At 74.1% G+C, this 25,315-nt stretch carries 29 protein-coding genes, 3 tRNA genes and 1 pseudogene; 19 read left to right on the top strand and 14 right to left on the bottom strand.

Going from position 1 to position 25,315, the window contains the following annotated elements; genetic code table 11:
- Nucleotides 1-25 precede the first annotated feature (25 nt).
- The 3 genes from LWC35_RS06750 (at nt 26) to LWC35_RS06740 (ending at nt 3,010) form a co-directional block, all read left to right on the top strand.
- Entirely contained in the window at nt 26-1,261 is a 1,236-nt protein-coding gene (locus LWC35_RS06750) for a PucR family transcriptional regulator (RefSeq protein ID WP_232869017.1), read from the top strand.
- A gap of 20 nt (nt 1,262-1,281) precedes the next feature.
- Nucleotides 1,282-2,517: a serine hydrolase domain-containing protein gene (locus LWC35_RS06745; RefSeq protein ID WP_232869016.1), complete on the top strand. Its 1,236-nt coding sequence runs from the start codon at nt 1,282-1,284 to the stop codon at nt 2,515-2,517.
- Between the two features lie 73 nt (nt 2,518-2,590).
- Nucleotides 2,591-3,010 carry a phage holin family protein gene (locus LWC35_RS06740; RefSeq protein ID WP_232869015.1) on the top strand — a complete coding sequence of 140 codons (420 nt, stop codon included), beginning with the start codon at nt 2,591-2,593 and terminating at the stop codon, nt 3,008-3,010.
- Between the two features lie 48 nt (nt 3,011-3,058).
- Here LWC35_RS06740 and tenA read toward each other — a convergent pair whose 3' ends face one another.
- The gene (gene tenA, locus LWC35_RS06735) at nt 3,059-3,727 is read right to left on the bottom strand and encodes a thiaminase II (protein WP_232869014.1); all 669 of its coding nucleotides are present in this window, start codon (nt 3,725-3,727) and stop codon (nt 3,059-3,061) included.
- Nucleotides 3,728-3,969: 242 nt separating this feature from the next.
- Between tenA and LWC35_RS06730 the strand changes: the two genes are divergently transcribed.
- Entirely contained in the window at nt 3,970-4,188 is a 219-nt protein-coding gene (locus LWC35_RS06730) for a hypothetical protein (protein ID WP_037046035.1), read from the top strand.
- 15 nt (nt 4,189-4,203) lie between these two features.
- On the opposite strand, the gene LWC35_RS06725 is transcribed toward LWC35_RS06730, so the two are convergent.
- The 7 genes from LWC35_RS06725 to mrf all read right to left on the bottom strand — a co-directional run bounded on the left by LWC35_RS06725 (nt 4,204) and on the right by mrf (nt 12,627).
- The gene (locus LWC35_RS06725; RefSeq protein ID WP_232869013.1) at nt 4,204-4,455 is read right to left on the bottom strand and encodes a hypothetical protein; all 252 of its coding nucleotides are present in this window, start codon (nt 4,453-4,455) and stop codon (nt 4,204-4,206) included.
- A gap of 371 nt (nt 4,456-4,826) precedes the next feature.
- Nucleotides 4,827-6,464 (bottom strand): class I adenylate-forming enzyme family protein, encoded by a 1,638-nt coding sequence (locus LWC35_RS06720; protein ID WP_232869012.1) that lies wholly within the window; start codon nt 6,462-6,464, stop codon nt 4,827-4,829.
- Nucleotides 6,461-7,753 (bottom strand): cytochrome P450, encoded by a 1,293-nt coding sequence (locus LWC35_RS06715; RefSeq protein WP_232869011.1) that lies wholly within the window; start codon nt 7,751-7,753, stop codon nt 6,461-6,463. The genes LWC35_RS06720 and LWC35_RS06715 overlap by 4 nt, the downstream gene beginning before the upstream one ends.
- A 53-nt stretch (nt 7,754-7,806) precedes the next feature.
- Nucleotides 7,807-10,857 (bottom strand): helix-turn-helix transcriptional regulator, encoded by a 3,051-nt coding sequence (locus LWC35_RS06710; protein WP_372463006.1) that lies wholly within the window; start codon nt 10,855-10,857, stop codon nt 7,807-7,809.
- 58 nt (nt 10,858-10,915) lie between these two features.
- Nucleotides 10,916-11,101 (bottom strand): hypothetical protein, encoded by a 186-nt coding sequence (locus LWC35_RS06705; RefSeq protein WP_232869009.1) that lies wholly within the window; start codon nt 11,099-11,101, stop codon nt 10,916-10,918.
- Between the two features lie 93 nt (nt 11,102-11,194).
- The gene (gene rpmF, locus LWC35_RS06700; protein WP_232869008.1) at nt 11,195-11,377 is read right to left on the bottom strand and encodes a 50S ribosomal protein L32; all 183 of its coding nucleotides are present in this window, start codon (nt 11,375-11,377) and stop codon (nt 11,195-11,197) included.
- Nucleotides 11,377-12,627 (bottom strand): ribosome hibernation factor-recruiting GTPase MRF, encoded by a 1,251-nt coding sequence (mrf, locus tag LWC35_RS06695; protein WP_232869007.1) that lies wholly within the window; start codon nt 12,625-12,627, stop codon nt 11,377-11,379. The genes rpmF and mrf overlap by 1 nt, the downstream gene beginning before the upstream one ends.
- Before the next feature lie 100 nt (nt 12,628-12,727).
- On the opposite strand from mrf, the gene rpmG (LWC35_RS06690) reads away from it, so the two are divergent.
- From rpmG (LWC35_RS06690) to LWC35_RS06655, 8 genes and pseudogenes are all read left to right on the top strand, one after another.
- A complete protein-coding gene (gene rpmG, locus LWC35_RS06690; protein ID WP_269323010.1) occupies nt 12,728-12,877 on the top strand; it encodes a 50S ribosomal protein L33 in 150 nt (49 codons plus the stop codon).
- A gap of 105 nt (nt 12,878-12,982) precedes the next feature.
- Nucleotides 12,983-13,132: pseudogene (locus tag LWC35_RS06685) on the top strand (uS14 family ribosomal protein); the annotation flags it as partial.
- A gap of 296 nt (nt 13,133-13,428) precedes the next feature.
- A tRNA-Thr gene (locus LWC35_RS06680) sits at nt 13,429-13,504 on the top strand.
- A 27-nt stretch (nt 13,505-13,531) separates the two neighbouring features.
- Nucleotides 13,532-13,604: transfer RNA gene (locus LWC35_RS06675), tRNA-Met, on the top strand.
- A gap of 46 nt (nt 13,605-13,650) precedes the next feature.
- Nucleotides 13,651-13,818, top strand: a complete 168-nt coding sequence (gene rpmG, locus LWC35_RS06670) for a 50S ribosomal protein L33 (protein ID WP_232869006.1) — start codon at nt 13,651-13,653, stop codon at nt 13,816-13,818.
- A gap of 16 nt (nt 13,819-13,834) precedes the next feature.
- The gene (locus LWC35_RS06665) at nt 13,835-14,272 is read left to right on the top strand and encodes an FAS1-like dehydratase domain-containing protein (RefSeq protein ID WP_232869005.1); all 438 of its coding nucleotides are present in this window, start codon (nt 13,835-13,837) and stop codon (nt 14,270-14,272) included.
- Nucleotides 14,269-14,709, top strand: coding sequence for a MaoC family dehydratase (locus LWC35_RS06660; RefSeq protein ID WP_232869004.1), 441 nt, complete (start codon nt 14,269-14,271; stop codon nt 14,707-14,709). Before LWC35_RS06665 ends, LWC35_RS06660 begins: the two co-directional genes overlap by 4 nt.
- A 96-nt stretch (nt 14,710-14,805) precedes the next feature.
- Nucleotides 14,806-15,015, top strand: a complete 210-nt coding sequence (locus tag LWC35_RS06655; RefSeq protein WP_232869003.1) for a hypothetical protein — start codon at nt 14,806-14,808, stop codon at nt 15,013-15,015.
- A 64-nt stretch (nt 15,016-15,079) separates the two neighbouring features.
- Here the strand turns inward: LWC35_RS06655 and LWC35_RS06650 are convergent, their stop codons facing one another.
- Complete coding sequence (locus LWC35_RS06650; RefSeq protein ID WP_232869002.1) at nt 15,080-16,318, bottom strand: pyridoxal phosphate-dependent aminotransferase; 1,239 nt, start codon at nt 16,316-16,318, stop codon at nt 15,080-15,082.
- Between the two features lie 200 nt (nt 16,319-16,518).
- Here LWC35_RS06650 and LWC35_RS06645 point away from each other — a divergent pair.
- The 5 genes from LWC35_RS06645 (at nt 16,519) to rplA (ending at nt 19,275) form a co-directional block, all read left to right on the top strand.
- Nucleotides 16,519-16,594, top strand: a tRNA-Trp gene (locus LWC35_RS06645).
- A 61-nt stretch (nt 16,595-16,655) separates the two neighbouring features.
- The gene (secE, locus tag LWC35_RS40165) at nt 16,656-17,006 is read left to right on the top strand and encodes a preprotein translocase subunit SecE (protein WP_232869001.1); all 351 of its coding nucleotides are present in this window, start codon (nt 16,656-16,658) and stop codon (nt 17,004-17,006) included.
- A 58-nt stretch (nt 17,007-17,064) separates the two neighbouring features.
- A complete protein-coding gene (nusG, locus tag LWC35_RS06635) occupies nt 17,065-17,997 on the top strand; it encodes a transcription termination/antitermination protein NusG (RefSeq protein WP_232869000.1) in 933 nt (310 codons plus the stop codon).
- A gap of 65 nt (nt 17,998-18,062) precedes the next feature.
- Nucleotides 18,063-18,494: a 50S ribosomal protein L11 gene (gene rplK, locus LWC35_RS06630; protein WP_232868999.1), complete on the top strand. Its 432-nt coding sequence runs from the start codon at nt 18,063-18,065 to the stop codon at nt 18,492-18,494.
- 64 nt (nt 18,495-18,558) lie between these two features.
- A complete protein-coding gene (gene rplA, locus LWC35_RS06625) occupies nt 18,559-19,275 on the top strand; it encodes a 50S ribosomal protein L1 (RefSeq protein ID WP_232868998.1) in 717 nt (238 codons plus the stop codon).
- A 63-nt stretch (nt 19,276-19,338) separates the two neighbouring features.
- Here rplA and LWC35_RS06620 read toward each other — a convergent pair whose 3' ends face one another.
- Nucleotides 19,339-20,433, bottom strand: coding sequence for a CaiB/BaiF CoA transferase family protein (locus LWC35_RS06620; protein ID WP_232868997.1), 1,095 nt, complete (start codon nt 20,431-20,433; stop codon nt 19,339-19,341).
- An 88-nt stretch (nt 20,434-20,521) separates the two neighbouring features.
- Nucleotides 20,522-22,000 carry a MocR-like transcription factor YczR gene (gene yczR, locus LWC35_RS06615; protein ID WP_232868996.1) on the bottom strand — a complete coding sequence of 493 codons (1,479 nt, stop codon included), beginning with the start codon at nt 21,998-22,000 and terminating at the stop codon, nt 20,522-20,524.
- Between the two features lie 60 nt (nt 22,001-22,060).
- Between yczR and LWC35_RS06610 the strand changes: the two genes are divergently transcribed.
- Entirely contained in the window at nt 22,061-22,285 is a 225-nt protein-coding gene (locus tag LWC35_RS06610) for a hypothetical protein (RefSeq protein WP_232868995.1), read from the top strand.
- Here LWC35_RS06610 and LWC35_RS06605 read toward each other — a convergent pair.
- From LWC35_RS06605 to LWC35_RS06595, 3 genes are all read right to left on the bottom strand, one after another.
- Nucleotides 22,254-22,544 carry a hypothetical protein gene (locus LWC35_RS06605; protein ID WP_232868994.1) on the bottom strand — a complete coding sequence of 97 codons (291 nt, stop codon included), beginning with the start codon at nt 22,542-22,544 and terminating at the stop codon, nt 22,254-22,256. The two genes, LWC35_RS06610 and LWC35_RS06605, sit on opposite strands and share 32 nt — an antisense overlap.
- Before the next feature lie 109 nt (nt 22,545-22,653).
- A complete protein-coding gene (locus LWC35_RS06600; protein WP_232868993.1) occupies nt 22,654-23,067 on the bottom strand; it encodes an SCP2 sterol-binding domain-containing protein in 414 nt (137 codons plus the stop codon).
- A gap of 96 nt (nt 23,068-23,163) precedes the next feature.
- Entirely contained in the window at nt 23,164-23,823 is a 660-nt protein-coding gene (locus LWC35_RS06595; RefSeq protein WP_232868992.1) for a response regulator, read from the bottom strand.
- A 68-nt stretch (nt 23,824-23,891) separates the two neighbouring features.
- Here LWC35_RS06595 and LWC35_RS06590 point away from each other — a divergent pair, with 68 nt between their 5' ends.
- Nucleotides 23,892-25,238 carry a sensor histidine kinase gene (locus tag LWC35_RS06590; RefSeq protein WP_232868991.1) on the top strand — a complete coding sequence of 449 codons (1,347 nt, stop codon included), beginning with the start codon at nt 23,892-23,894 and terminating at the stop codon, nt 25,236-25,238.
- Nucleotides 25,239-25,315: the final 77 nt, after the last annotated feature.

The following is a 25,315-nucleotide window of genomic DNA, read 5'->3' as shown; positions in this document are numbered from 1 at the left end:
CCGGACCCCGGCCGGGCTCGCCCAGGTGGGCGGCTGCGTCCGCGCGATCGCCGTGGCCCTGGGCCGGCGCGTCGTCGAGATCGCGCTCGACCTGCGCCAGCTGATGGCGACCGAGATCGCGGAGCTCGACGGCGACCCGCGGATCGTCGAGCTGCTCGGCGCCTCGGTGGAGGGCAACGTCGAGACGATCCTGCACATGCTCGCGCACGAGATCCCGGCCGAGCGGATGGAACCGCCGTCGGCCGCGTTCGAGTACGCCCGCCGGCTCGCCCAGCGCGGAGTCCCGGTCAACGCGCTGCTCCGCGCCTACCGGGTGGGCCACGACCGGCTTCTGCGCTGGATGTTCGCCGAGCTGGACCGGCGCCGCGAGGACCCGGTGGTGGCGCTCGGCGTCGCGCGGCGGATGGTCGGCGACACCTTCGGCTACGTCGACTGGATGTGCCAGCAGGTGGCCGAGGTCTACGAGGAGGAGCGCGAGCGCTGGCTCGCGAACCGGGACACGCTGCGGGCCGGCCGGGTGCGGGCGCTGCTCGCCGGCGACGGTCCCGACGACCTCGACGCGCTCGAGACCACCCTGGGTTACGGGCTGCGCGGACGGCACCTCGCGCTCCTCGCCTGGTCCGGCGAGGGGGAGGGCGCGGCGGTCGTCCGGCTCGTCGGCACGCTGGCGGAGCGGACCGGCTGCCGCGGCCGGCCGCTGTGCGTGGCCTACGACCACGCGACGACGTGGGCGTGGCTGCCGCTCGGGCGGGACTCCTCGGTGGCCGACGTCGCCAGGGCCGCGGAGGCGCTCGCCGAGGAGAACGCGCAGGCCGTGCGGATCGCCGTGGGCGAACCCGGAAGCGGCGTGGCCGGGTTCCGGGAGAGCCACCGCCAGGCCGTCCGCGCTCAGACCGTGGCCCTCGCCGCGGGCGGCGACGCCCGGACCGTGACGACCTTCGCCGACGTCGGCGCCGTCGCCCTGCTCTGCGCCGATCTCGACGCCGCCCGCACCTGGGTGGCCGACACCCTCGGCGGGCTCACGGTCGACGACCCGCAACGCGCCCGGCTGCGCGAGACCCTGCGCGTGTTCCTCGCGGCCGGGGGCAGCTACACCACGGCGGCCGACCACCTGACGATGCACAAGAACTCCGTGCGGTACCGGGTGGGCCGGGCCGAACGCGAGCGCGGGCGGCCCCTGACCGACGGCCGGATCGATCTCGAGCTGGCCCTGCTCGCGTGCCGCTGGCTCGGCCGCGCGGTGCTCACACCCGCCCGGTGATCCTCGGTACTGTCGGGATCGTGAGCGCTCTGAAGACCGAGGTCGAGCCGGGCGAGGTCGGGCTCGACGCGCAGCGGCTGGACCGCATCGGGACCCACTTCGCGAAGTACGTCGACTCCGGCAAGCTCCCCGGCTGGTCCGTCGCGGTCGCCCGGCGCGGCAAGGTCGCCTACGTGGCGCACCACGGGCTCCGGGACGTCGAGGCCGGGCTCCCCGTCACCGACGACACGATCTGGCGCATCTACTCGATGACCAAGCCGATCACCTCCATCGCCGCCCTGATGCTGTGGGAGGAGGGCGCCCTCGAGCTCACGGACCCGATCGCGCGGTACATCCCGTCGTTCGCCGACACCCGCGTCTACCGGTCCGGCTCCGCGCTCAACCCGGGCACCGAGGCGGCCACCGAGCCGATCCGGGTGTGGCACCTGCTCACCCACACGTCCGGGCTCACCTACGGCTTCCACCACGCCCACCCCGTCGACGAGATGTACCGCGGCAAGGGCCACGAGTTCGGCGCCCCGCGGGGGCACGACCTCGCCACGGCCTGTGACACCTGGGCGGGCCTGCCGCTGCTGTTCCAGCCGGGTGCCGAGTGGAACTACGGCGTCTCCACGGACGTGCTCGGCCGGGTCGTCGAGGTCGCCTCCGGCATGTCCCTCGACGCGTTCTTCCGAGACCGGATCCTCGACCCGCTCGGTATGCCCGACACCGGCTTCCACGTCTCCGGCGAGGAGGACCTGGCCCGGCTGGCCGCGCTGTACCAGCCCCGGCCCGGCGGCGGGCTGGTCCGCAGCGGCGCGATGGCCGAGGCGATCACCCGCGAGCCGACCTTCCTGTCCGGCGGCGGCGGGCTGGCCTCGACGCTCCACGACTACCACCGCTTCACCCAGATGCTCGCCCGCGGCGGCGAGCTCGACGGCGTGCGCCTGCTCGGCCCGCGCACCCTCGCCTACGCCACGCGCAACCACCTGCCCGGCGGGGCCGACCTGGAGACCGTCGGCCGCCCGATCTTCGCGGAGTCGACCTACCAGGGCACGGGCTTCGGGCTCGGGTTCTCGGTCGTCGTCGACCCGGCGGCGGGCAAGCAGCTGCAGGGGCTCGGCGAGTACGGCTGGGGCGGGCTGGCCAGCACGGCCTTCTACGTCGACCCCGCCGAGGAGCTGAGCGTGGTGTTCATGACCCAGCTGATGCCGTCGAGCACCTACCCGATCCGCCCGCAGCTGCGGGTCCTCGTGTCCCAGGCGGTGGTGTCGTGAGCGAGCGTGCGAGCTCACCGTTCACCGGTGCAGCGTCGCGAACGCGACCGACGAGCGCCGGCGAGGAGGGCTCGTGAGCTGGGTCGACGAGCGCGAGGGCTCCTGGGTCCTCGCGTTCGTCATCCGGGTGGTCGTGGTCGCGGTCGCGTTGTGGGTCGCCACCTGGCTGGTCGACGGCATCGAGCTCGGCGGGAGCACCACCGGCTCGCGGGTGGGCACCCTGGTCGTGGTGGCGCTGATCTTCGGCCTGGTCAACGCGTTCCTCAAGCCCGTGATCAAGATACTGAGCTGCCCGCTCTACATCCTCACGCTCGGGCTGTTCGGCCTCGTGGTCAACGCCCTGCTGTTCTGGCTGGTCGGCTCGTTCGCCTCGCGGATCGGCCTGCCCTTCGTGGTCGAGGGCTTCTGGCCCGGCTTCTGGGGCGCCATCGTCGTCGCGATCGTGGCCTTCGTCCTGCACCTGCTGATCCCGGACCGGTTCGACCAGCGCTGATCCCGGCTCTGCCCGGCCCCTGCCGTGCCCCTGCCGCGCCCGGCGGACTCACACGGGCCAGCCCTCCTCGCGGTAGCCGCCGTCCCAGAACATCCACTCGTACCGGCTGGTCGTGGTGAAATGTGCCCGCATCCGGGCGAGCTCCGCCGCGGAGACAGCCTCGCCGATCCGGTCGGTGGCGGCCAGCACGGCGTCGACGACGGCCTGGAACTCGGCGCCGCCGTACGTGGCGATCCAGCGGGCGTAGAGCGGGTCCGGGGAGCCGGCCTCCACCAGGTGCTCGCCGACCTTCGCGTAGATCCAGTAGCAGGGGAGCACGGCCGCGACCGCCTCCGCGTAGGAGCCGGAGTACGCCGTGGCGAGCAGGTAGCTCACGTAGGCCTGGGTGGCCGGGGCGACCGGCAGGGCCGCCGCCTGCTCCGCGGTCAGGTCGAGCTTGCCGAGCAGCTCGGCGTGCAGCTCCTGCTCGGCGGCGATCGCGCCGGCCGCGTGCGCGCAGAACATCGCGAGGTCGTCCTCGCCCGGTGCCTTGGCCGCGCACAGCGCGAGCGCGCGGGCGTACCCGCGCAGGTAGTGCGCGTCCTGGACGATGTAGTGCCGGAAGGCCGAGTGCGGCAGCGTGCCGTCGGTCAGCCCGGTGACGAACGGGTGCGCCAGGACGGCGGCGTAGACGTCCTCGACGTCGCCCCACAGGACGTCGGTCGTACGGGTGCTCATGCCCGGAACCGTAGGGCCCCCGGCAGATCCGCCGGTGTGGCGTGGGCCACCTGCCGAGTGATCATGTCCGCGTGGGGTAGTCGCGTTCTACAGTTCGTGCGCTCAGAGTGAGAGCCTGGTCACTCTTCGGGCAGGATGACACCTGCCCGTAAACGGGGTGGGTCAGGATGGAACACCACGGATGGCGACTCAGCGCTGAGCGCGCGCCGACCCGCACGTCCTTCGTCACGGAGGTGAGTGGAATGAGTCCCGTCCCCATGGACCATCACGAGAAGATGCGGCTGCGCGCGGCCGCGTTCCGGGTCACCCGGCTGTACCCCGGCCCGGTCGGTGAAGTGCTCTCCCGTGAGCTCCTCACCTGGGAGGAGTTCGGCTACCGGCTCGGTGGCGGTCAGCTCGTCATGCGGCTGGTCGACCACGTCCTCAAGACCCCGCTCAACCAGGACGGCGTCGCGGCCTGACCCCGGGTCGGGGGCCTACGGGGTCCCGGCGGGATCCTGCAGGGTCGTCACCGTGGTCGCGGCCGGCCCACTGGGCATCGTGCCGTCGGCCGAGGCCGCCACGGCGCTGCCCAGCACCAGCATCGCCGCGAGCGTCGTGAGGCTGCCGGCCCGCGCGGTCACCGAGTAGGCGGCCGCGACGGCACCGTGCAACGCCGGGGAGACCCGGCGGCCCCGCCGTTCGGCCTGCGGCGCCGGAACCGGCGTCAGCAGGCGCTCCGCCAGCACGGACGCGGCGGGGACGCGCTCCGCCTCGTGGCGCCGGGTCGCCCGAGGCCCGACCGGGGCGCACGAGCGGCCAGGCTGCGCTCGGCGGCTCTCGCCGTGCCCTCCACCGTGCCCCTGGCGATGCCGACCCGGAACCGCCGGAAGGACGACGGTCGCCGCCTCCCGGCCGGCCCCGCGCGGGGCCGGCACGGAGCAACGGGCCGGGGCGGCAGGCAACACGGTCACGCCCGGTACATCGGCTCGTCACGCACCGCCGTTAGCGCACCCCGGCCGGCTCACCCGATCGGTGTCGTCAGGGACGACGGGTGCCGGCGGGAGGCTCGGCCGCACGGCCGCCGAGCCTCCGCCGAACGATCACAGCGCGAGGACGGTCACCGGCGCTGCCGCAGTTCCCGCTTGAGCACCTTCCCCGCAGCCGACACCGGGATCTCGTCGACGAGCCGGATCTCGCGCAGCCGCTTGTAGGGCAGGACCTGTGCGTTCACCGCCTCCATCAGCTCCACGGCCTCGGCCTCCGTGCGGCCCGGCGCCACCACGAAGGCCACCGGCAGCTCGCCGACGTTCACGTCCGGCCGCCCCACGACCGCCGCCCCGAGCACGCCCGGCTGCCGGAACAGCAGCTCCTCCAGCTCCCGGGGGTACACGTTGTAGCCCTTGTAGAGCAGCATGTCCTTCTTGCGGTCGACGATGCGCAGGTACCCGTCCTCGTCGAGGACGCCGACGTCGCCGGTGTGCAGCCAGCCCTCCCGCAGCGCCGCCGCGGTCTCCTCCGGCCGGTCCTTGTAGCCGATCATGACCTGCGGGCCGCGCAGGCAGACCTCGCCCTCGGTGCCCTGCGGCACCGGCCGGCCCTGCTCGTCGACGATCCGGACCTCCGTGTCCGCGACGGGCGGGCCCACGCTCCCGGCCTTGCGCACCGCGGAGCGCGCGGTCGGGTTCTGGGTGGCGCCCATCGTGACCTCGGTGAGCCCGTAGCCCTCCACGATCACAAGGTCCTCGCCCAGCCGCCGCTGCAGCGCCTCGATCAGCTCGACGGGCAGCGGGGCGGCCCCCGAGCTCAGCGCCCGGACCGACGACAGGTCCCGGGTCGCGAAGTCCGGGTGGCGCAGCAGCGCGGCGTACAGCGGCGGGGCGCCGCCCATCGAGGTGGCCCCGAAGCGTTCGACGTCGGCCAGGTAGACGGCCGGGTCGAACCGCTCGTGCAGCACGCTGGTGGTGCCGGAGAGCAGCGGGATGTTGAGCCCGCCGACCGTGCCCATCGCGTGGAACCAGGGCGTGATGTTGACGACCACGCCGGTGCCGAACCGGATCGGGAACTCCTCGGCCGGGCCCTGGTCGGCGAGCACGAGGCCGCCGTGCGCGTCGAGCTCGGGCCGCGCGCCGGAGCCCGCGCAGGCGTACTGCAGGACGTTGACCACCACGTTGCGGTGCGGCAGCTGCACGCCCTTCGACCGTCCGGTGGTGCCGCCGGTGTAGGCGAGGTGGGCGAGGTCGCGGTGGACGTCGATCTCCACGGCCGGCGCCTCGGTGGACGCCTGCGCGTGGAACTCCTCGAAGTCCGACGCCCCCTGCCCGGTCAGCCGCACCGCGGGGTCGACGGCCTGCTCCCGGTTCGTGACCAGCGCGAACTTGACCCGCGTCTGGTCGCGCACCGCCGCGAAGGCGGGGTACGCGGCCTCCCAGCTCACCAGCGCGACCGCGCCCGCGTCGGCCAGCTGGGCCGCGAGGTCCGCGGGCGGCAGCAGCGGGTTGGCCGGGGTGAAGGTCGCCCCGGCGAGCTGGATGCCGTAGTAGGCGATCGCGTACTGCGGGCAGTTCGGCAGGTGGATCGCGACCACGTCGCCCCGGCCCACACCCTGCTCGCGCAGGGCGTTCGCGAAGGCCGAGGCCCGCGCGAACAGCTGGGCGTAGGTGAGGTCGCGGCCGTCGTGGTGCACGGCCACCCGGTCGCCGTAGCGGCGCGCGGACCCGGCGAGCACCGCGCCGACGGGCACCTCGGGATAGTTCACCGGGCCCCTCCGGCCGTGAAGGCGACCGGCAGGTGCTTGATGCCGTTGATGAACATCGACCGCAGCCGCTCCGGCTCCCCGGTGACGTGGATGTCCGGCACCCGGGTGAGCAGCTCGCGGAACATCACCGCCATCTCCCGACGGGCCAGGTGGGCGCCGAGGCAGAAGTGCGGGCCGGGTCCGCCGAAGCCGACGTGCGGGTTCGGCGAGCGCCGGACGTCGAACCGGTCCGGGTCGGCGAAGTGCGCGGGATCGCGGTTCGCGGCCCAGTAGAACAGCGCCACCTTGTCGCCCGCGGCCAGCTCCTTGCCGCCGAGCACCGCCTCGCGGGCCAGCGTGCGCCGCATGTAGATCACCGGCGAGGCGAGCCGGACGATCTCGTCGATCGCGGTGGGCGTGACGCCGTCGAGGTCGGCGAGCCAGGCCGCGCGCTGGTCCGGGTTGTCCGTGAGGAACTTCAGGCCCCAGCTGATCGCGTTGCGGGTGGTCTCGTTGCCCGCCACCACCAGCAGGACGAAGAAGCTGGCGAGCTCGTCCGGGGTGAGCCGCTCACCGTCGACCTCCGCGTTGACCAGCGCGGACGTGACGTCGTCCGTGGGGTCCTTCTCCCGCGCGGCGCCGAGGTCCTTCATCAGCGCCGCGAGCTCGCCACCCGCCGTGAGCAGGGCGGTGATGACGTCCGTGCCCTCCGGCACGTACTCCGGGTCCTGCGCCCCGAGGATCACGTTCGTCCGGTCGAACACGAAGCGGTGCTGGCTCTCGGGGATGCCCATCATGTCGCAGACGATCTTCAGCGGCAGCCGGGCGGAGATCTCGGTGACCGCGTCGCACTCGCCGCGGTCGACCACGTCGTCGACGATCCGGGTCGCCGACCGCTGCACGTCCTCGGTGAGCTGGGCGAGCCGGCGCGGGGTGAAGCCGCGCGAGACGATCCGGCGCAGCCGGGCGTGCCGCGGGTCGTCCATGTTGATCATCGAGCCGAAGAACTCCGCGAACTCCGGCGGCTGGTCGACGACCGAGGTCGAGCCCGAGCCCGAGGTGAAGACCTGCGGGGTCCGGCTGGCCTCGACGATGTCGTCGAGCCGCGTCAGCGCGAAGAAGCCCGGGCCCGGCTCGAGATGGCCGAAGTCCGGCTCGGGGTAGAAGGGGATCGGCTCGTTGGTGCGCAGCCACGCGAACGCGGCGGCGCGCTCCTCGACGGGGATGGTCCAGAACCCCTCGACGTCCGAGAGGTCCGGGCGTCCCGGGTCGAGGGCCGTGTGATCCGTGGTGGTCGCGTCAGTGGACATGCAGGCGATCCCTCCTGCCGGTCCGCGGTGACCGGCGCCTCGCCCCACCATAGTTACTGAACGGTAGATCGGGGAGGGATGAGGCCCCGTTCGTACCCGATCGCCACCGCGTCCGTGCGGCCCGCGGCGCCGAGCTTCGCCATGACCCGCGAGAGGTGCACGCTCACCGTCTTCTCGCTGATGTACAGGGCCTCGCCGACCTGGCGGTTCGTGCGGCCCTCGGCCACCAGCGCCAGCACGGCGCGCTCCCGCGGGGTGAGCGGCCCGGGGTCCCCGGACGCGGCCTCGGGGCGGGACCGACGGGCACCCGCCCGCGCGCGGACGTCCGCCGCCCGCGCGCGCAGCGGCGCCGCGCCGAGCCGGGCGGCGACCTCGACCGCCGCATCGAGGTCCGCGACGGCCTCCTCGCGCAACCGGGCGGCCGCCGCCCGGTCCTCGGTGCGGCCGGCCGCGGCCAGGTGCGCCTCGGCCCGCCGGACCCGGGCCTCCGCCTCCCGGTACGGGTCGCCGTAGCCGAATGCCTCCAGCACCCCCGTCCACGTCGCGGCGTCCGCCTGCCCGCGCACGCGGTCCCGCTCGGCGCGCGCCCGGGCCAGCCACGCCCGCCCCTCGACGCCCAGCGACCCCGAGCGGGGGATGCCCTTCTCGGCGGCCTCCTCCGCGCAGGTGAGGAGCCGCTCGGCGGGCTCGTGGGCGCCCTCGGGCACGGCGGCGAGACCGAGGGCGGCGAGCATGATCGCCGCGATGTGGTGCGGCAGGAGGCGGTCGAGGTCGGCGAGCGCGGTGTCCGCCCGGCGCAGCGCCTCCGCCGGCTCGCCCCGCCACAGCGCCGCCTCGACCCCGGCCCCGCCGAGCAGGAGGACCACCTGGTCGTCCTCCTGGTCACGGGAGTCCAGCTCCGCCCAACGCCGCTCGGCCTCCGTGAGCCGCCCTCGCGCGACCTCGACCAGCAGGCCCGCCGCGGCGAGCCGCCCCGCGACGACCGGCGCCACCATCGCCCCGCCGAGCCGGGCGGTGTCCTCGGCCGCCTCCCAGTCGCCCGCGACGAACTCGCTCATCAGCCGGGCGACCCGCATGTCCATGCCGTAGCCGCTCCACGTGGTGCCGGTCTCGGTGGCCCGGCGCATGCCCGCGGCGAACTCCGCCGCCGCGGCCGAGGCCGCGCCCTCCTCCAGGAACGACAACCCGCGGTTGTAGAAGATCCGCAGCTCCACGCCGATGTTCCCGGATCCGCGGGCCAGGGGCAGGGCCTCGGACAGGAGCTCGCGGCTGCGCGGGCCGCGGCCCTCGAACTCCTCGGCCACGGCCAGGCTGATCAGCGCGTCCGCCTCGGCGGCCGCGACGTCCTGGAGCGCGTCGGACAGTGCCGTCCCCGGATCGACGCCGTGCTCGGCCGGCGGCGCGTCGGTGCCGGCGTGCAGGGCCGCCTCGGCCGCCCGGCAGATCCGCAGCGCCTCCGCGCCGTGCTCGCGCACGCCCGGCACGTCGTCGATGCGCCACAGGGCGCGGGCGAGCACGGCGTGGGCCCAGGCCAGGTCGGCGCAGGGCGGGCGGTCGCGCAGCAGTTCCACCGCTTCGCGGGCGGCGGCGACCGCGGCCGCCGGGCTCTCGTTCCCCTCGAGCAGCCGGATGGCGTGCCGCACCCGGACCTCGGCGGCCCGCGCGCGGTCCTCGGAGGCGTCGACCAGCTCGAGCGCCCGGGTGCTCAGCGCGATGCCGCGGGCCGGGTCGCCGGTCGTGCTCGCGGACCAGGCCGCCCACAGCGTGACCGCGATCTCGTCCGTGCCCGTGAGCGCCTCGGCGTCGGGCACCGCGGGCCACAGCTCGACCGCACGCTCGGCGTGCCGCAGGACCTCGGCCGGCGCGCCCACCCGGTCCGCCTCGCGGGCCGCGCGCACCGAGGCGGCGAGCGCGCGGGGCAGGTCGTGGGCGGCGAGGGCGTGGTGGGCCAGGGCGGCCGCGGGGGAGGCCCCGACGGGCGAGGGGCGGCCGGGCGTGGCCGGCTGCGCGAGCCGCGCGGCGATCAGGTCCGCGTACCGCGAGTGGATCCGCGCCCGCTCGCCGGGCAGCAGGTCGCCGTAGACCGCCTCGCGCAGCAGCGCGTGCCGGAAGGCGAGGTCGCCGCGCTCGTCCGGCACCAGGAGGTGGTGGGCCACGGCCTCCCGGACGGCCTCCTCGAACTGGGCGGTGTCCAGGCCGCTCACCTCGGCCAGCGTGACGTCGGCGACGCTGCGGCCGGCCACCGACGCGACCCGCAGCACCTGCCGCGCGGGGGCCGGCAGCTGCTCGAACCGGGCCAGCAGGACGTCCGTGAGCGCCTCGGGCAGCCCGGCTCCGCCTCCGGCGGCCGAGACCAGCTCCTCGGCGAAGAACGCGTTGCCCTCGCTGCGCCGGGCCAGCCGGTGCAGCTCGCGCTCCGGCAGTCCGAGCTCGCCGGCGAGGGCCGTGACCAGGGCGAGCGCGTCGGCCGGGGGCAGCGGCGCCAGCTCCAGCCGCTCGACGGCGGGCAGCCGCACCAGCTCGGCGAGCACCGGCCGCAGCGGATGCCGGCGATGCAGGTCGTCCGCCCGGTAGGTGGCCACCACGAGCAGGCGCCCGGCGCCGAGCCGGGAGAGCAGGAAGACCAGCAGGTCGCGGCTCGACCGGTCCGCCCAGTGCAGGTCCTCGAGCACCAGCAGCACGGGCGGCCCCTCGCCGGACACCGTGTCGAGGGCGGAGAGCAGCGCCTCGAAGACCTGGAGCTGACCCAGCTCGCGCCCGCCCCGTTCCGCGGCGGACTCTCCGGGGACGAGCCGCAGCAGGCCCGGATGCCGCTCGGCCAGGCCGGGCCGTTCGGCCAGCAGCCGGCCGACGATCTCGGTGAAGGGCAGGTAGGGCAGCTCCACGCCCGCGGTCTCGATGCACCGCCCGAGCAGGACGAGCGCGCCCGCCTCGCGCGCCTGCGCGGTCAGCTCGGCGATCAGCCGGGACTTGCCCACCCCGGCGTCGCCGGACAGCAGGACCCCCGTGCCCCGCCCGGCGCGCGCCCGTTCGAGCGCAGCGGCGAGGACGGCCCGTTCGGCCCCCCGACCGACCAGACCGATCCCCACCCCCGGACGTGGCACGGGCGTCATGCTCGCACGGACCCCCGACGGTTCCGGGCACTTTCCGCCGGCCTTCCCCTCACGCCGCGCGGCACTGCCCCGCGACAGCCGACTTCTCGTGGGGCACCGGCGGGGGCACCGGGATCCGCGGCGGCTCGCGCCGCCCCTTCCGCCAGAGCCGCGCCAGCCGTGCCAGGCGGAAGCGGTCGGCCTCCGCGAGGAAGGCGGCGCGGCGCTCGTCGACCATCGTGTCCAGGAAGACCATGACGATGACACTCCGCCTGAGGGGTGCGCCCGGACATCGGTCGGTCACGCCGTCCCGGGCCCGGGCCCGCGCGCCGGACCTGAGGGGTCCGCCTTACCCCTCCGGGTGCCACAGCCCGCGGCGGTATGCGGGCACCAGCCGCCGCGGCACCAGGTGTCGCCGCCCGTCCACCACGATCGGGACCAGGTCCGGTGCGGTGTCGCGGACCGCCCGGCGCCACTGCGCCCGGCGGGACCGGGTGTTGCTGCGCGAGGTCCGCCGCTTCGGAACGGCCATCAGCACTCCTCTCCTCGGGACCGCTCGGCCTCCCGGCCGGCGGGTTCGTGGCCTGCGGGTTCGGGCTGGCCGCAGGGATCGGTGTGCCAGAACCCGAAGGGATCGGTCAGCGTCGGCCAGGTCTCCTCGCCGGCGGCGAGCTCGGCGTCGGTGAGCAGGGCGGACCGCAGGCCGGCCTCGACCGCGTCGAGGCCGCCGGCGTCGAGTGCGTGGGCCAGCACGACGACGTCCTGCGCCCGGTCCCCGAAGCGCGGGTGCCAGCCGAGCGCGGCGAGGGCCCGGCGCTCGTCGGACACCTCGTCCCAGGCCGCGGGGTCCTGCCCGGCGAGCCACTCCCCGGCCTGCCCGATCCGCAGGCCGCCGCCGGCGGACTCCAGCCACAGGACGTCGTCGGGGCGGGTGGCGAGCCAGATCCGCCCGCGGGTCCGCACCACGCCGTCGAGCAGCAGGTCGATCGCCCCGTGCAGGCGGTCCGGGTGGAACGGGCGGCGCGCGGAGAAGACGAGCAGCCGCACGCCGCAGTCGGTGGCCAGCGGCGGGGCTCCGCGCAGCAGCGGGCCGTGGACGTCGTCGGGCCGGCCGCGACGGGCCTCGACGTGCGTGCGGCGCAGGAGGACCGCGTCGTCGTCGAGCTCGGCGAGCCGGGACCGCAGGGCGGTGGGGGCGAGCCGCTCCAGGACGGCGTCGACCCGGGCGTGCTCCCAGGCGGACGTGGTGCCGGTGTGCACGAGCAGGTCCGCGAACTCCGCCTGGGCGACGGCGACCTGGGCGACCGTGCGCTCGTCGTCCGGGAGGTCGGCGAGGCCGCGCTCGGCGGCGGGCTCGTCGCCGGTGGCGTCGTCGAGCCAGGAGGCCGCGTCCACGGCGGTGACCACGCCGCGCAGGTCGACGAGGTCGGTGAGCACGATGCCGTCCACCAGCACGTGCGCCAGTGCCCAGCACACCTGCTCCGGTTCCAGTGCGGGGTCGAGATGCAGGACGACGCGACGGACCCGGCCGGCGAGCCGGCGCAGCATCGGCAGGAGGTCCTCGCGCAGGGTGCAGGACACGCAGCCGTGTGTCAGCTCCCGCTCGGTCCAGGTGTCGGAGCCGCGGTCGCGGATCCGCCGGCGAAGCCGGCCGCGGGCGATGTCACGCAGGTCGTGGTGCACGACCACGACGTCGGGATCGGCGGTGCGCAGCCGGGCGAGGACGCGCTCCACGCCTTCGGCGCACAGGCCCGTGACCACGAGCAGTTCGGTGTCGGGCATGGGCCCTCCTCGGGAAGGGGTGGGGGTCGGCGAGTGTTACCGTAAATGACAATCGTTCCTGATATGAGAGGAGGGTGACGTGGCCGCCAAGTCCGCCGCCGTGCGTCCCGTGGTGAAGATGCGATCGACCGCAGGCACGGGCACGACCTACGTGACCCGCAAGAACCGCCGCAACGACCCCGACCGGCTCGTGCTGCGCAAGTACGACCCGGTGGTCCGCCGGCACGTCGAGTTCCGCGAGGAGCGGTGAGCCGGAGCGAGCATGCGGAGTCGACCATCGGTACAGCCGGCCCGCCCCGTGCGGTCGCTGCGCCGGAAGGCCGAGATCGGGGTCGAGGCCGCGGTGGCGCGCAGCCGCGCGCGGGGCGCCACCCGGATCCGCAACCGGGACTCCACGGACGGCCGCCCGCGCGGGTACGTCGGGAAGTCCGGCGTCTCGCGGGTGAAGCTCCGCGAGCTCGCCCACGCCGGCATGCTGCCCGGGGTCACCAAGTCCTCCTGCTGATCCATCGCTGCGTCCGCCCCGCCGGCGCCGCGTGACGGCGGCGGTGGGGCGGCGCAGGTCGGACGGCGCATCGCAGGCACGAACCCGCCACCCACCCCGGCCGGGTCGGGCGTCGGAAGTGACGATCGTCGCTCGGCGACGACCACCGCTCACGGCCCCGTCGCACCCCCTCCGGAGACCCCGCAGCGGAGCGGGAGCTGCGGAAACGGGGAGCGGGACCCCCGGGTTGGCGGGCCGCGGAAGGGGTTGTGTAGAGTTCTCCAGGTCCGACGGGGAAGTCCCCGGAGGGCCGTGCCGCCCCTTTAGCTCAGTCGGCAGAGCGTCTCCATGGTAAGGAGAAGGTCTACGGTTCGATTCCGTAAAGGGGCTCCAGCGAGGTAGGTGTGACCGGCTTCGCGAGGCGGTGTAGCTCAGTCGGTAGAGCAAGCGGCTCATAATCGCTGTGTCGCCGGTTCAAGTCCGGCCACCGCTACACACACGATCCGAGCTCGAAGCAGGAAAAGCAGGAGGCACCCGCGATGGCGAAGGCCACCGACGTCCGGCCGAAGATCACGCTGGCGTGCGAGCAGTGCAAGCACCGGAACTACATCACCAAGAAGAACCGGCGCAACGATCCCGACCGGCTCGAGATCAAGAAGTTCTGCCCGAACTGCGGCACGCACCGCGCCCACCGCGAGACCCGCTGAGTCGGACGGTCCGGCAGTGCCCGACGAGTCCTTCGTCGGCCGTTCCCTCCCGGCCGCCGGTCCCTTCCAGGTCGGCCGGGAGAAGATCCGGGAGTTCGCCACGGCCATCGGGGACACCTCCCCGTTGAGCCGTGATCTCGACGTCGCGCGCGCGGCAGGTCACCCCGACCTGGTCGCGCCGCCGACGTTCTCGACGACCTTCACCATGCCGCTGATCGAGGCGTTCCTGCGGGACCCCGCCTTCGGCTGGGACTACACGCGGATGGTGCACGGCGACCAGCGCATCACCTTCCACCGGGCGATCCACGGCGGCGACGAGCTGTTCACCACGATCCACGTCGACGAGCTGCGCACGCGCGCGGGCAGTCACATGCTGACCCTGCGGTGCGAGGTCGCCGACGCCACGGGTGAGCCGGTCGCCACCACGAGCTCGCTGCTGGTGACCCAGGCATGAGCACCCCGTCGAACCCCGCCGCGGCGCAGAAGGGCGACGAGCTCCCGCCGCTGCGGCTGCACCTCACCCGGGCCGACCTGGTCCGCTACGCCGGCGCCTCCGGCGACTTCAACCCGATCCACTGGAGCGACCGCGTCGCGCGCGTCGCCGGGCTGCCCGGCGTGATCGCGCACGGGATGCTGACGATGGCCGTGGCCGGCCGGGTCGTCACCGACTGGGTCGGCGACGCCTCCCTCGTGCGGAGCTACGGCACCCGCTTCACCCGCCCCGTCGTGGTGCCCGACGACGACACCGGCGCCCTCGTGGAGATCACGGGCACGGTCGGGGACGTCACCGATTCGGACGGTGTCCGCGTCGCCCGGATCGACGTCAAGGCCGTGTTCGACGGCAAGTCGGTGCTGGGTAGGGCCACCGCGGAGGTCGTCCTCCCCGGCTGAGCCCGGGGCGTGTCCGGTTGCCGTGATCGCCGAGTGGGTCGATGCTGCCTGCGTCCCGGGTCCGCGAGGGCCCGTACCACACGGAGGGAGCACCACGTGAAGTTCGGGAAGCTGGTGGACAAGGCCTGGGAGGACAAGACGGCCTCGGAGATCCTCTCCGCCCCGCCGTCGGCCCTCGAGGGCCTCACCGAGAAGCACGACGAGCAGCTCGCCGCCCTCGGCATCAAGACGATCGGCGACCTCGCCAAGTGGAAGTACGCCAAGCGCGCCGCCGCCCTGGCGGACCTTGCCGACACCGACAAGTAGGTCCCGCGACGCACGAGGGGCGGGCACCGCGACCGGTGCCCGCCCCTCGTCCGTGTCCGGGCCCCTACTGCGCCTCGCGCAGCAGCGCGCCCATCCGCTCGACGCCGGTCTTCAGGTCGTCGTCCCCGAGGGCGTAGGAGAGCCGGAAGTAGCCCGGCGTACCGAACGCCTCGCCGGGCACCACGGCCACCTCGGCGTGCTCGAGCACGGCGGCGGCGAGGTCGAGGCTGGTCTCGATCTTCTGCCCCCGGATCTGCTTGCCGAGCAGCTCCCGCACGTCCGGGTAGACGTAGAAGGCGCCCTTCGGGGTGGGGCACTGCACGCCGGGGATCGCCGCGAGCAGCTCGACGATGGTGCGGCGGCGGCGGTCGAAGGCGGCGCGCATGTCGGCGACGGCGTCGAGCGGGCCGGTGAGGGCCGCGACCGCCGCGCGCTGCGACACGTTCGCCACGTTCGAGGACAGGTGCGACTGCAGGTTGGTGGCCGCCTTGACGACGTCCGTGGGGCCGGCCATCCACCCGACCCGCCAGCCGGTCATCGCGTAGGTCTTGGCCACGCCGTTGAGCACCACGCAGGTGTCGGCCAGCTCCGGGACGGCGACGGGCAGCGAGACGGCCTCGGCGCCGTCGTACACCAGGTGCTCGTAGATCTCGTCGGTGACGACCCAGATGCCGTTCTCGAGCGCCCAGCGGCCGACGGCCTCGGTGAGCTCGCGCGGGGCCACGGCGCCGGTCGGGTTCGACGGCGAGCACCAGAGCAGGACCTTGGTGGCCGGCGTCCGGGCGGCCTCGAGCTGGTCGACGGTGGGCAGGTAGTCCTGCTCCGAGCCGGTGACGACGACCTTGGTCACGCCACCGGCGAGCGCGATCGCCTCGGGGTAGGTGGTCCAGTACGGGGCGGGCAGGATGACCTCGTCACCCGGGTCGAGCAGGGTCGCGAAGGTCTCGTAGACCGCCTGCTTGCCGCCGTTGGTCACCAGGACCTGGTTCGCGGCGATCTCGTAGCCCGAGTCCCGCTTCGTCTTCTCCACGATCGCGGCCTTGAGCTCGGGGAGCCCGCCCGCGGGGGAGTAGCGGTGGTTCTTCGGGTCCTGCGCGGCGGCGACGGCGGCCTCGACGATCGGCTGCGGCGTGGGGAAGTCCGGCTCGCCCGCGCCGAAGCCGATCACCGGGCGGCCCTCGGCCTTGAGCGCCTTGGCCTTCGCGTCCACGGCGAGCGTGGCCGACTCGGCGATGTTCCCGATCCGGGTCGAGATCCGGGGCTTCTGCGACGTTCCGGCGGTCGATGCTGTCGGTGCGGACATGGCCCTCATCCTCGCGCACCGCGGGTGTCCACGCGCGAGCGGGTTTCGGCCCCGCGGACCTCGCCCCGGGCTCCCCGGGGGGCCGCGGGTGCAGGGCCCCGGAGCGGGTGCCGTACACTCGATTCGCCGGGCGCACCGGATCTTCCGGTGTGCCTGCTCCGAACCCGTCGGGTCCCCGACGTGACGGGCCGGGGCAGCGTAGGGGTGTAGCTCAACTGGCAGAGCAGCGGTCTCCAAAACCGCAGGTTGCAGGTTCAAGTCCTGTCACCCCTGCCACCTGGGACGACAGCAGGAACGAGACGAGGGGGCGGGCGTCTGCCCGCCGGTGAGGACGAGAGTGAGCGACGAGCGGGAGCCCGGGCGGGAGCGCCCGACGTCCGCGGCGGACCGCCGCGGGCGGCGCACGTCGCCGTCCTCGTCCGGGGCCGGTGCGGTCACCACGCCGGGCAAGGGCCGCCCGACGCCCTCGCGCAGCGGTGGTGCGCCGCGCAAGGCGTCGCCGTTCGCCAGGCTGGTCCGCTTCCTCCGCGAGGTCGTGGCGGAGCTGCGCAAGGTCATCTGGCCCACGCGCAAGCAGCTGGTGACCTACACGATCGTCGTGCTCGTCTTCGTCGCCTTCATGGTCGCGCTGGTGTCGCTCCTGGACTGGGTGTTCGGGCTGGGCGTGCAGGCCCTGTTCGGCGCCTAGTCTTGGACCCGGGACCCCGATCGAGCACGACGACGCTGACGAAGGAAGCGAGAAGCACGTGACCTCCCCAGACGGCCGGCCGGCCGAGGACGAGACGACGGTGCAGGACACCGACGTCGAGGTGGCTTACGGCGCCGAGGCCTCCGACAGCTCGGACAGCACCATCGACCCCGCCGACACCGACACCGCCGCCGAGGCGGTCGAGGCAGAGGAGGCGGAGGACGCCCTCGACGAGGAGTCCGTCGTCGACCTGGGTGCCGACGCCGCCGCGGCCGTCACGGGCGTGGACGAGCAGGCCGACCCGGGCGACCTCGAGGCCGGTGCCGACGCGACCGACGAGGTCGCCGCCGACGCCGCCGAGGAGGAGGTCGACCCGGTCGCGGAGATGACGGAGGCGCTGCGCCGCGCCCCCGGCGACTGGTACGTCGTCCACTCGTACGCCGGCTACGAGAACAAGGTGAAGCAGAACCTCGAGACCCGGGTGCAGACCCTGGACGTCGAGGACTACATCTACCAGGTCGAGGTGCCCACCGAAGAGGTCACCGAGATCAAGAACGGCCAGCGCAAGCAGGTGCAGCGCAAGGTGCTGCCCGGCTACATCCTGGTCCGGATGGAGCTCAACGACCAGTCGTGGGGCGCCGTCCGCAACACCCCGGGCGTCACCGGCTTCGTCGGGGCCACGTCCCGGCCCTCGCCGCTGACCCTCGACGAGGTGCTGAAGTTCCTGCTGCCGAAGCAGGAGGCGCCGAAGGAGAAGGCCGCCGCCGCGGCGGGCACGGGCGGCACGAGCGGCGGCACCGGCGGTGCCGCCACGGTCGAGGTCGACTTCGAGGTCGGCGAGTCGGTCACCGTCATGGACGGCCCGTTCGCGACCCTCCCGGCCACGATCAACGAGGTCAACGTCGACGCGCAGAAGCTGAAGGTGCTCGTGTCCATCTTCGGCCGCGAGACGCCCGTCGAGCTGGCCTTCAGTCAGGTCTCCAAGATCTGACGGTGCACGAGCTCCGTCGCGGCGGGCAGGTCCGCGGCGCGTAGGACGATCACGAGGAAACAAGGATGCCACCCAAGAAGCGGAAGCTCTCCGCGATCATCAAGCTCCAGATCAAGGCCGGCGCGGCCACGCCGGCCCCGCCGGTCGGCCCCGCGCTGGGTCAGCACGGCGTCAACATCATGGAGTTCTGCAAGGCGTACAACGCCGCCACCGAGGCCCAGCGCGGCGACGTGGTGCCGGTCGAGATCTCGGTGTACGAGGACCGCTCGTTCACCTTCGAGCTCAAGACCCCGCCCGCGGCCAAGCTGCTGCTCAAGGCGGCCGGCGTGGAGAAGGGCTCCGGCACCCCGCACTCGACCAAGGTCGCCTCCGTGACCATGGACCAGGTGCGGGAGATCGCGCAGACCAAGATGCGCGACCTGAACGCCAACGACCTGGACCAGGCCGCGAAGATCATCGCCGGCACCGCCCGGTCGATGGGCATCACGGTCAACTGACCTCACCCGAACGCGTGGGAGAGCCGGGCGCGGCTCCTACCACGATCTTCACGAAGGACTGAAGATGGCAAAGCGCAGCAAGATCTACGAGCAGGCCGCGGCCAAGATCGACCGCGACGCCCTGTACTCGCCGCTCGAGGCCGCCAAGCTGGCCAAGGAGACCGCGAGCAGCAAGATGGACGCGACCGTCGAGGTCGCCATGCGGCTGGGCGTCGACCCCCGCAAGGCCGACCAGATGGTCCGCGGGACCGTGAACCTGCCCCACGGGACCGGTAAGACCGCCCGGGTCATCGTCTTCGCCGTCGGCGACAAGGCCGCCGAGGCCGAGGCCGCGGGGGCCGACGTCGTCGGCGCCGAGGACCTGATCGAGCGGATCCAGGGCGGCTGGCTGGACTTCGACGCCGCGATCGCGACGCCCGACCAGATGGCGAAGGTCGGCCGCATCGCCCGCATCCTCGGCCCCCGTGGCCTGATGCCGAACCCGAAGACCGGCACCGTCACCCCGGACGTGGCCAAGGCCGTCAACGACATCAAGGGCGGCAAGATCAACTTCCGGGTGGACAAGCAGGCCAACCTGCACCTCGTCATCGGCAAGGCCTCGTTCGACACCGAGAAGCTGGTGGAGAACTACGGCGCCGCCCTCGACGAGATCCTGCGGGCCAAGCCGTCCGCCGCGAAGGGCCGCTACATCAAGAAGATCACCGTCTCGACGACCACGGGCCCGGGCATCCCGGTCGACCCGAACCGCACCCGCAACCTGCTGGTCGACGACGCCGTCTGATCGTCCGCACGCACGAAGGCCCCCTCCGGATCTCGTCCGGAGGGGGCCTTCGCGGTTCCGGGGTCAGGACCAGTCGGCCAGGATCCGGTCGACGGACTCGGGCTCGGCCGGGCGTCCGGGCACCGCGGTCGGGGTGCGGGAGAACCGGGGCGCGGGCGCGGCCTGCGGGGTGTCCTCCGGGCTGACGATCGTGCTCCGCGCGGCAATGTGCGGGTGCTGCGCGACCTCCCCGAAGGCGAGGACCGGGGTGGTGCACGCGTCGGTGCCGTCGAAGATCGCGGTCCACTCGTCGCGGGTCCTGGTCTTGAAGACCTCGGCGAAGCGCGCCTTGATCGCCGGCCAGGACGGGATGTCCATCTGCGCCGGCAGGTCGGCGGGGTCGATCTCGAGGCCCTTGAGCAATTCCGCGTAGAACTGCGGCTCGATCGCGCCGACAGCCATGAACCTGCCGTCCGCGCAGGTGTAGGTGTCGTAGAAGGGCGCGTAGCCGTCGAGCATGTTGCTGGCGGGGGCGTCCTGCCAGAACTTCTGCGCGAGCATCCCCCACACCATCTGCACGAGGAGGCTGGCGCCGTCGACCATGGCGGTGTCGACGACCTGGCCCTCGCCGGAGCCCCGGGCCTCGTACAGCGCCGCGAGCACGCCGATGACCAGCAGCATCGAGCCGCCGCCGAAGTCCCCGACCAGGTTCAGCGGCGGCACCGGGCGCTCGCCGTCGCCGCGGCCGATGGCGTGCAGCGCACCGGTGAGCGAGATGTAGTTGATGTCGTGGCCCGCGCGCTCGGCCATCGGGCCGTCCTGGCCCCACCCCGTCATGCGGCCGTAGACGAGCTTCGGGTTGCGGGCGTGGCAGTCCGCGGGGCCGACGCCGAGCCGCTCGGTGACGCCGGGCCGGTACCCCTCGAGCAGCACGTCGGCCTTCTCGACGAGCTTCAGCACGGTCTCACGACCCTCGGGGGTCTTGAGGTCGGCGGCCACCCGGCGCCGCCCGCGCAGCGTGGGGTCGGCGTCGCCGCCGATCTTCAGCCCGCCCGGCCGGTCGATCCGGACCACCTCGGCGCCCAGGTCACCGAGGATCATCGCCGCGTGCGGTCCCGGTCCGATGCCGGCGAGCTCGACGACCCGTACGCCCGCGAGGGGTCCGCTGCGAGTGCCCACTTCCATCCTCCTCATCGATCGATCGTTCAGGACTCTACGGGTCCGCGCCCTCAGGGGCAGCGGCCCGGCGAGAGGATCACGGGAACGCTCACGCCACGGCGATCTGGTCCGCCGCCGCGCCGTCGGGCTGGTGCCGCAGACCCTGCCAGGCCGCGGTCAGCCGTTCGAGCGCGGCCGCGGCGCGTTCGGGTCGGAGCGTGTAGGGCAGCCGGACGTAGCGCTCGAAGGCGCCGTCGACGCCGAAGCGGGGCCCGGCGGCCAGCAGGACGTCGTGCCGACGGGCCGCCCCCGTGAGCAGGCTCGACACCGGCTCGCCCAGGTCCACCCAGAGGCTCAGCCCGCCGGCCGGGTCGTTGGGCCGCCACTGGGGGAAGGCCTCGGCCAACCGCCGGCGCAGGTCCGCACGGGCGGCCCGCAGGCTCTCCTGACGCTCGGCCACCACCGCCTCGACCTCGCCCAGCAGCCGGGCCGTGACCAGCTGGTCGAGCACGGCTCCGCCGAGGTCGATCGACGGCCGCAGCGCGGCGAGCCGCCGCACCAGCGACGCGGAGGTGCGGATCCAGCCGATCCGCAGGCCACCCCAGAACACCTTGCTGGCCGAGCCGATCGTGATCAGCAGCGCGGAGTCGGGCGCGTGCCGGGCGACCGGCTCGGGAGCCGGGACGTCGAGCGGCAGCTCGGTCAGGGTCTCGTCGACGACGAGCGGCGTACGGGTCCGCCGGGCCAGCGCGACGACGCCCGCGCGCACCTCCGGCGGCATCACCGCGCCGGTGGGGTTGTGGAAGTCCGGGACCAGGTAGCAGAGGGCCGGACGGGTGTCCCGCACGGTGGCGGTGAGCAGGTCGAGGTCCCACGCCGGCTCGCGGCCCTCGGGTGCGAGCGGCACGGGGACCGGCCGGGCACCGCGCCCGCGGATGGCGTCGAGCGCGTTCGGGTAGGTCGGGTGCTCGACGAGCACCCGGTCGCCGGGGCCGGCGAGCAGCGTGAGGACCAGGGCGATCGCGTGCTGCGCCCCGGAGGTGACCAGGATCTGGTCCGGGGTGGTCGGCACGCCGCGTTCGGTGAACCGCCGCGCCACGGCGTCCCGCATGACCGGGATCCCGGCGAGGGTGTAGCCGTGGCCGCCGATCTGCCCGTCGAGCTCGGTGACGGCGGACGCGGCGGCGCGCCGGATCGCGTCGGTGGGGGCGGGCAGCGCGGCGTGCGCGAGATCGGTGAGCCCACCGCCGGCGAGCGGCGAGAACGGGGTCTCGGGAGTCGCCCCGCCGGTGGGGCCGGGCACGCGCGTCCAGCTCCCGGAGCCGCGCCGGCTCTCGAGGAACCCGTCCGCGCGCAGGGCCTCGTAGGCCGCGGCCACGGTCGTCCGGCTGACGTCGAGGGCCCCGGCCAGCTCGCGCTCGGCCGGGACCCGGGTCCCGAGGGGCAGCCGTCCGTCCAGGACGAGCAGCCGGACGCGCTCGGTCAGGGCCGACGCGAGCCCGCGCTGGTCGTCCGGGCGCCACCGGCCCAGCAGGCGGGCGAAGCTCGCGCCCCCGATCCGACGCGTACCGGGGTCCACCGGATCCACTCAGTCCACCTCCGCGAAATTGGCCATGGAGTATCAGGCCAATACTGTCAGAGTGGAGGCATGACAGCGACGATCCTGCTCTCGGTCCTGGTCCTCATCGCGATCCTGGCGCCGCGCTACGGCGCCGACAGCCGCTCGCTGCGGGAGCGGCCGCACTACACGGCGACGCCCTGGGGCGACGTGAAGAAGTTCCTCCGCCGGCTGGAGGAGGCGGCGGCGCGACCACAACGCGCCGGGCCGCCGCTGCGGCGGCTCAGGTCCGGTACTCCCAGTGGTTCTGCATGAGCACCTGCTCGGTCCGGTCCGCGTCGTCACGGACCTCGGCGCGGTAGTAGTACCGGCCCGGCTGCCAGCCGTCCGTCTCCGCGACGACCTGCAGGTACTCCGTGGCCCAGCGGTGCCATTCGGCGGCGTCGCGGGGCGCGGGGTCCGGGGTGTCGCACACGACGGTCGTGAAGTCGTGGAGCCGGCCGCGCAGCGAGGTCCACATCTGCACGTCGATGTTCAGGGTCTCGGGCAGCCCCGAGGTCCGCTCACCGTTCACACCGCGCCTCCCTGGCGGGCCCGTGGTGGGCCCGCCAGGCAGTATCGATCTTCCGGGAGGACCGGGCTCCGCCGGGGGCCCGGACCTCACCGGATCGAGGGACGCGGGCTCAGGCCGCGGCCAGCAGGTCGCTGCGGCCCTTCTCCTCGAGCATCGCCTTGTACGGCCCGAACAGGCTCTTCGCCAGCGGCAGCACCTTCAGCAGCTTGGCGACCGGGCCCTTCGCGCGGACCTGCCCCTTGGCCAGCGCCACCGGCAGCACGACCTTGCCCAGCCAGAACCGGTTGCCGGTGTCGGCGCTCATGAACAGCTCGACGTTCGGCTCCGGCCCGTTGCCGGCGCCATCGTGGATCTCGGAGTTCGGCATGTCCACGGTCAGCACGGCCTCGGGGTCCGAGTAGGTGATGCGCAGGACGACCCCGGACGGCTTCAGCTTCTCGACCAGCGCCGCGTCCTCCATACCCAGCCGGAAGACCCCGCCCAGGTACTCGTACACCTCGGCCTCGTTCTGGAACGCCGCCACGTCGCAGCCCCTTTCGCTCGCTTGCCGGGGAGTCTGGCCCGCCCGGACCGGCTGCGGCGACTCCCCGCCCGGGCCACGCCTGGCCCGCACGGACCCTCAGGGGCGCGCGTCGTCGAGCAGCCCCGCCCGACCGGCCAGCGCGGCCGCCTCGATCCGGTTGGCCGCGCCGAGCTTGTGCAGCAGCGAGGCGATCATCCGCTTCGCCGTGCGCTCGCTGACCAGCATCGGCCGGGCGATCTCGCTGGTCTCCAGTCCGCGGGCGAGCAGCCGCCACAGCTCGACGTCCCGCTCGGAGAGCGTGTCGAGCACCCCGTCGGCGGTGCGGTCCGCGGAGGCCAGAAGCGCCTCGAGCAGCTCGCCGCGCACGACCTTCACCCCCGCGAGCAGGGACGACAACGGGGCCACGAGCACCGCGGGGTCGGCCGACTTGCCGAGGTACCCGTCCGCCCCGGCGCGCAGCGCGGCCGCCGCCAGGTCCAGGTCCTCGGTCCCGGAGAGGGCGAGCACCTTCGTCCCCGGATAGGCGGCCTTGATCCGGCGGATCGTCTCGACGCCGCCGAGCGGCGGCAGCGCGAGGTCGACCACGGCGATGTCCGCGCGGTTCTTGCCCACGAGCGCGACGGCCTCCTCGCCGGCCGTGGTGGACCCGGCGACCCGGAACGTGTCGCCCGCGCGGGACTCCAGCAGGAGCGCGAGGCCCTGGGCGAACAGCGCGTGGTCGTCGACGATGACGACGGTGTGAGGGCCCTCGTGCACGGACGGGAGCCTAATCGGACGTAGTCTCCGGGATCTCGCGACCTGCACCGACGGCGACGGGAGGCCCGGTGACCAGCCCGACGGACGGCAGGGTGGACCCGCTCGCGGAGGCCATGACGGATCCGGGCGCCCTGAGGTGGGACCCCTGGACACGGCGCTCCGACTCGGCCGAGGAGCGGGCGGCGGTGGTGATCCGGGCGATCGTCGTGGTCGCCGTGGGGTTGGCGCTCGCCGTCGGCCCCGAGCTCGCCCGCGGCCGGCCGCTGGTCGTGTGGGGCATCGTGGTCGGCACGGCGCTCTACGCCGCCGCGCTCGTGGTGACCGAGTGGGCGGAGTGGCAGCTGCCGGTCCGGCCCGCGGTGATCACGGTGGTCGACGGCGTGCTGGTCCTGGTGGCCTGCGGACTCACCGGCGGCGCGGACAGCATCTTCGTCGCGGTGCTGCCGCTGATCGCGATCGCCATGTCGTTGCGCAGCGGGCCGGTGCTGGGCCGGCTGGGCGCGCTCGGCGTGGGGATCGGCTTCACCGTCGCGTGCCTGCTCGGGTCGGACCCGGAGGTGCCGGTCGCGGAGCGGCTGCTGACGGGGGCCTGGTGGAGCGGGTTCCTCGTCGCGGCCGCGGTGCTGGTCGGGGTCCTGGTGCGGATGCTGGAGCGGCAGCTGCAGGAGGCCGCCGACTCGCGGGCCCGGGCGGCGGCCGAGCACGAGAAGCTGTTGTCCGAGCGGGAGCTGCGGGCCCGGCTCGTCGCGGCGCAGCAGGCCCGGCTCGACGGGGTCCGCGTGGTGCTCCACGAGTTCCGCACGCCCGTCGCCTCGCTCACCGCCCTGACCACCGACCTGGCGAAGGGGGCGCTGTCGCCGGAGGCGTCGCGCACGGCCACCCGGCTGCTCGCGGAGCACGCGGTGCACCTGCAGGACATGCTCGACGGCCTCGCCGACCTGGCGGTCCGGGACGGCAGCCCGCTGGGCCGGGTCACCGACCGGCGGGTGGTGCTGGCCGAGCTGGCCGAGGCCGTGCTCGACGCGGCCGCGGTCGCGCCCGGTCGTCGCCGGATCACGGTGGTGCCGGCGGGCGCGGCCGTGCGCTGCGACCCGCAGCGGCTGCGCCGGGTGCTCACCAACCTCGTCGAGAACGCCGAGCGGCACAGCGGGGAGGAGCCCGTCGAGCTCGACCTCGCGTACGTCGACGGCACGCTCGTCGCCGAGGTGCGCGACCGCGGCCCCGGCCTGCCGCCCGGCCAGGAGGGCCTGGTGACGGCCAAGGGCGTGGCCCTGGGGGAGCGGCGCGGCACCGCGGGGCTGGGGCTGTGGATCGTCGAGGCGCTGGTGGGCGCGATGAACGGCGAGCTCACGCTGCTCCCGCGCGCGGGCGGGGGCCTGGTCGCCCGCCTCACCCTCCCCCTCGCCCCCGCCTGATCTCCCGACTCGCGGTGCGAGATCTCCCGACTCGCGGTGCAAGATCTCCCGACTCGCGGTGCAGGATCTCCCGACTC

Origin of the sequence: Pseudonocardia kujensis, assembly GCF_021283305.1 — a bacterium.
Classification (GTDB): domain Bacteria; phylum Actinomycetota; class Actinomycetes; order Mycobacteriales; family Pseudonocardiaceae; genus Pseudonocardia; species Pseudonocardia kujensis.
The sequence above is the reverse complement of the archived record's forward strand: the minus strand, read 5'-3'. Positions and strand labels throughout refer to the sequence as shown.

Excerpts from the sequence above, each read along its gene's own strand:
- LWC35_RS06715 (WP_232869011.1), bottom strand. The coding sequence starts at position 7,753 with ATGTCCACTGACGCGACCACCACGGATCACACGGCCCTCGACCCGGGA.
- LWC35_RS06610 (WP_232868995.1), top strand. The coding sequence starts at position 22,061 with ATGACAGCGACGATCCTGCTCTCGGTCCTGGTCCTCATCGCGATCCTG.
- LWC35_RS06730 (WP_037046035.1), top strand. The coding sequence starts at position 3,970 with ATGAGTCCCGTCCCCATGGACCATCACGAGAAGATGCGGCTGCGCGCG.
- LWC35_RS06660 (WP_232869004.1), top strand. The coding sequence starts at position 14,269 with ATGAGCACCCCGTCGAACCCCGCCGCGGCGCAGAAGGGCGACGAGCTC.
- rpmF (WP_232869008.1), bottom strand. The coding sequence starts at position 11,377 with ATGGCCGTTCCGAAGCGGCGGACCTCGCGCAGCAACACCCGGTCCCGC.
- LWC35_RS06705 (WP_232869009.1), bottom strand. The coding sequence starts at position 11,101 with ATGGTCTTCCTGGACACGATGGTCGACGAGCGCCGCGCCGCCTTCCTC.
- rpmG (WP_232869006.1), top strand. The coding sequence starts at position 13,651 with ATGGCGAAGGCCACCGACGTCCGGCCGAAGATCACGCTGGCGTGCGAG.
- tenA (WP_232869014.1), bottom strand. The coding sequence starts at position 3,727 with ATGAGCACCCGTACGACCGACGTCCTGTGGGGCGACGTCGAGGACGTC.
- mrf (WP_232869007.1), bottom strand. The coding sequence starts at position 12,627 with ATGCCCGACACCGAACTGCTCGTGGTCACGGGCCTGTGCGCCGAAGGC.
- rplK (WP_232868999.1), top strand. The coding sequence starts at position 18,063 with ATGCCACCCAAGAAGCGGAAGCTCTCCGCGATCATCAAGCTCCAGATC.
- rplA (WP_232868998.1), top strand. The coding sequence starts at position 18,559 with ATGGCAAAGCGCAGCAAGATCTACGAGCAGGCCGCGGCCAAGATCGAC.
- LWC35_RS06650 (WP_232869002.1), bottom strand. The coding sequence starts at position 16,318 with ATGTCCGCACCGACAGCATCGACCGCCGGAACGTCGCAGAAGCCCCGG.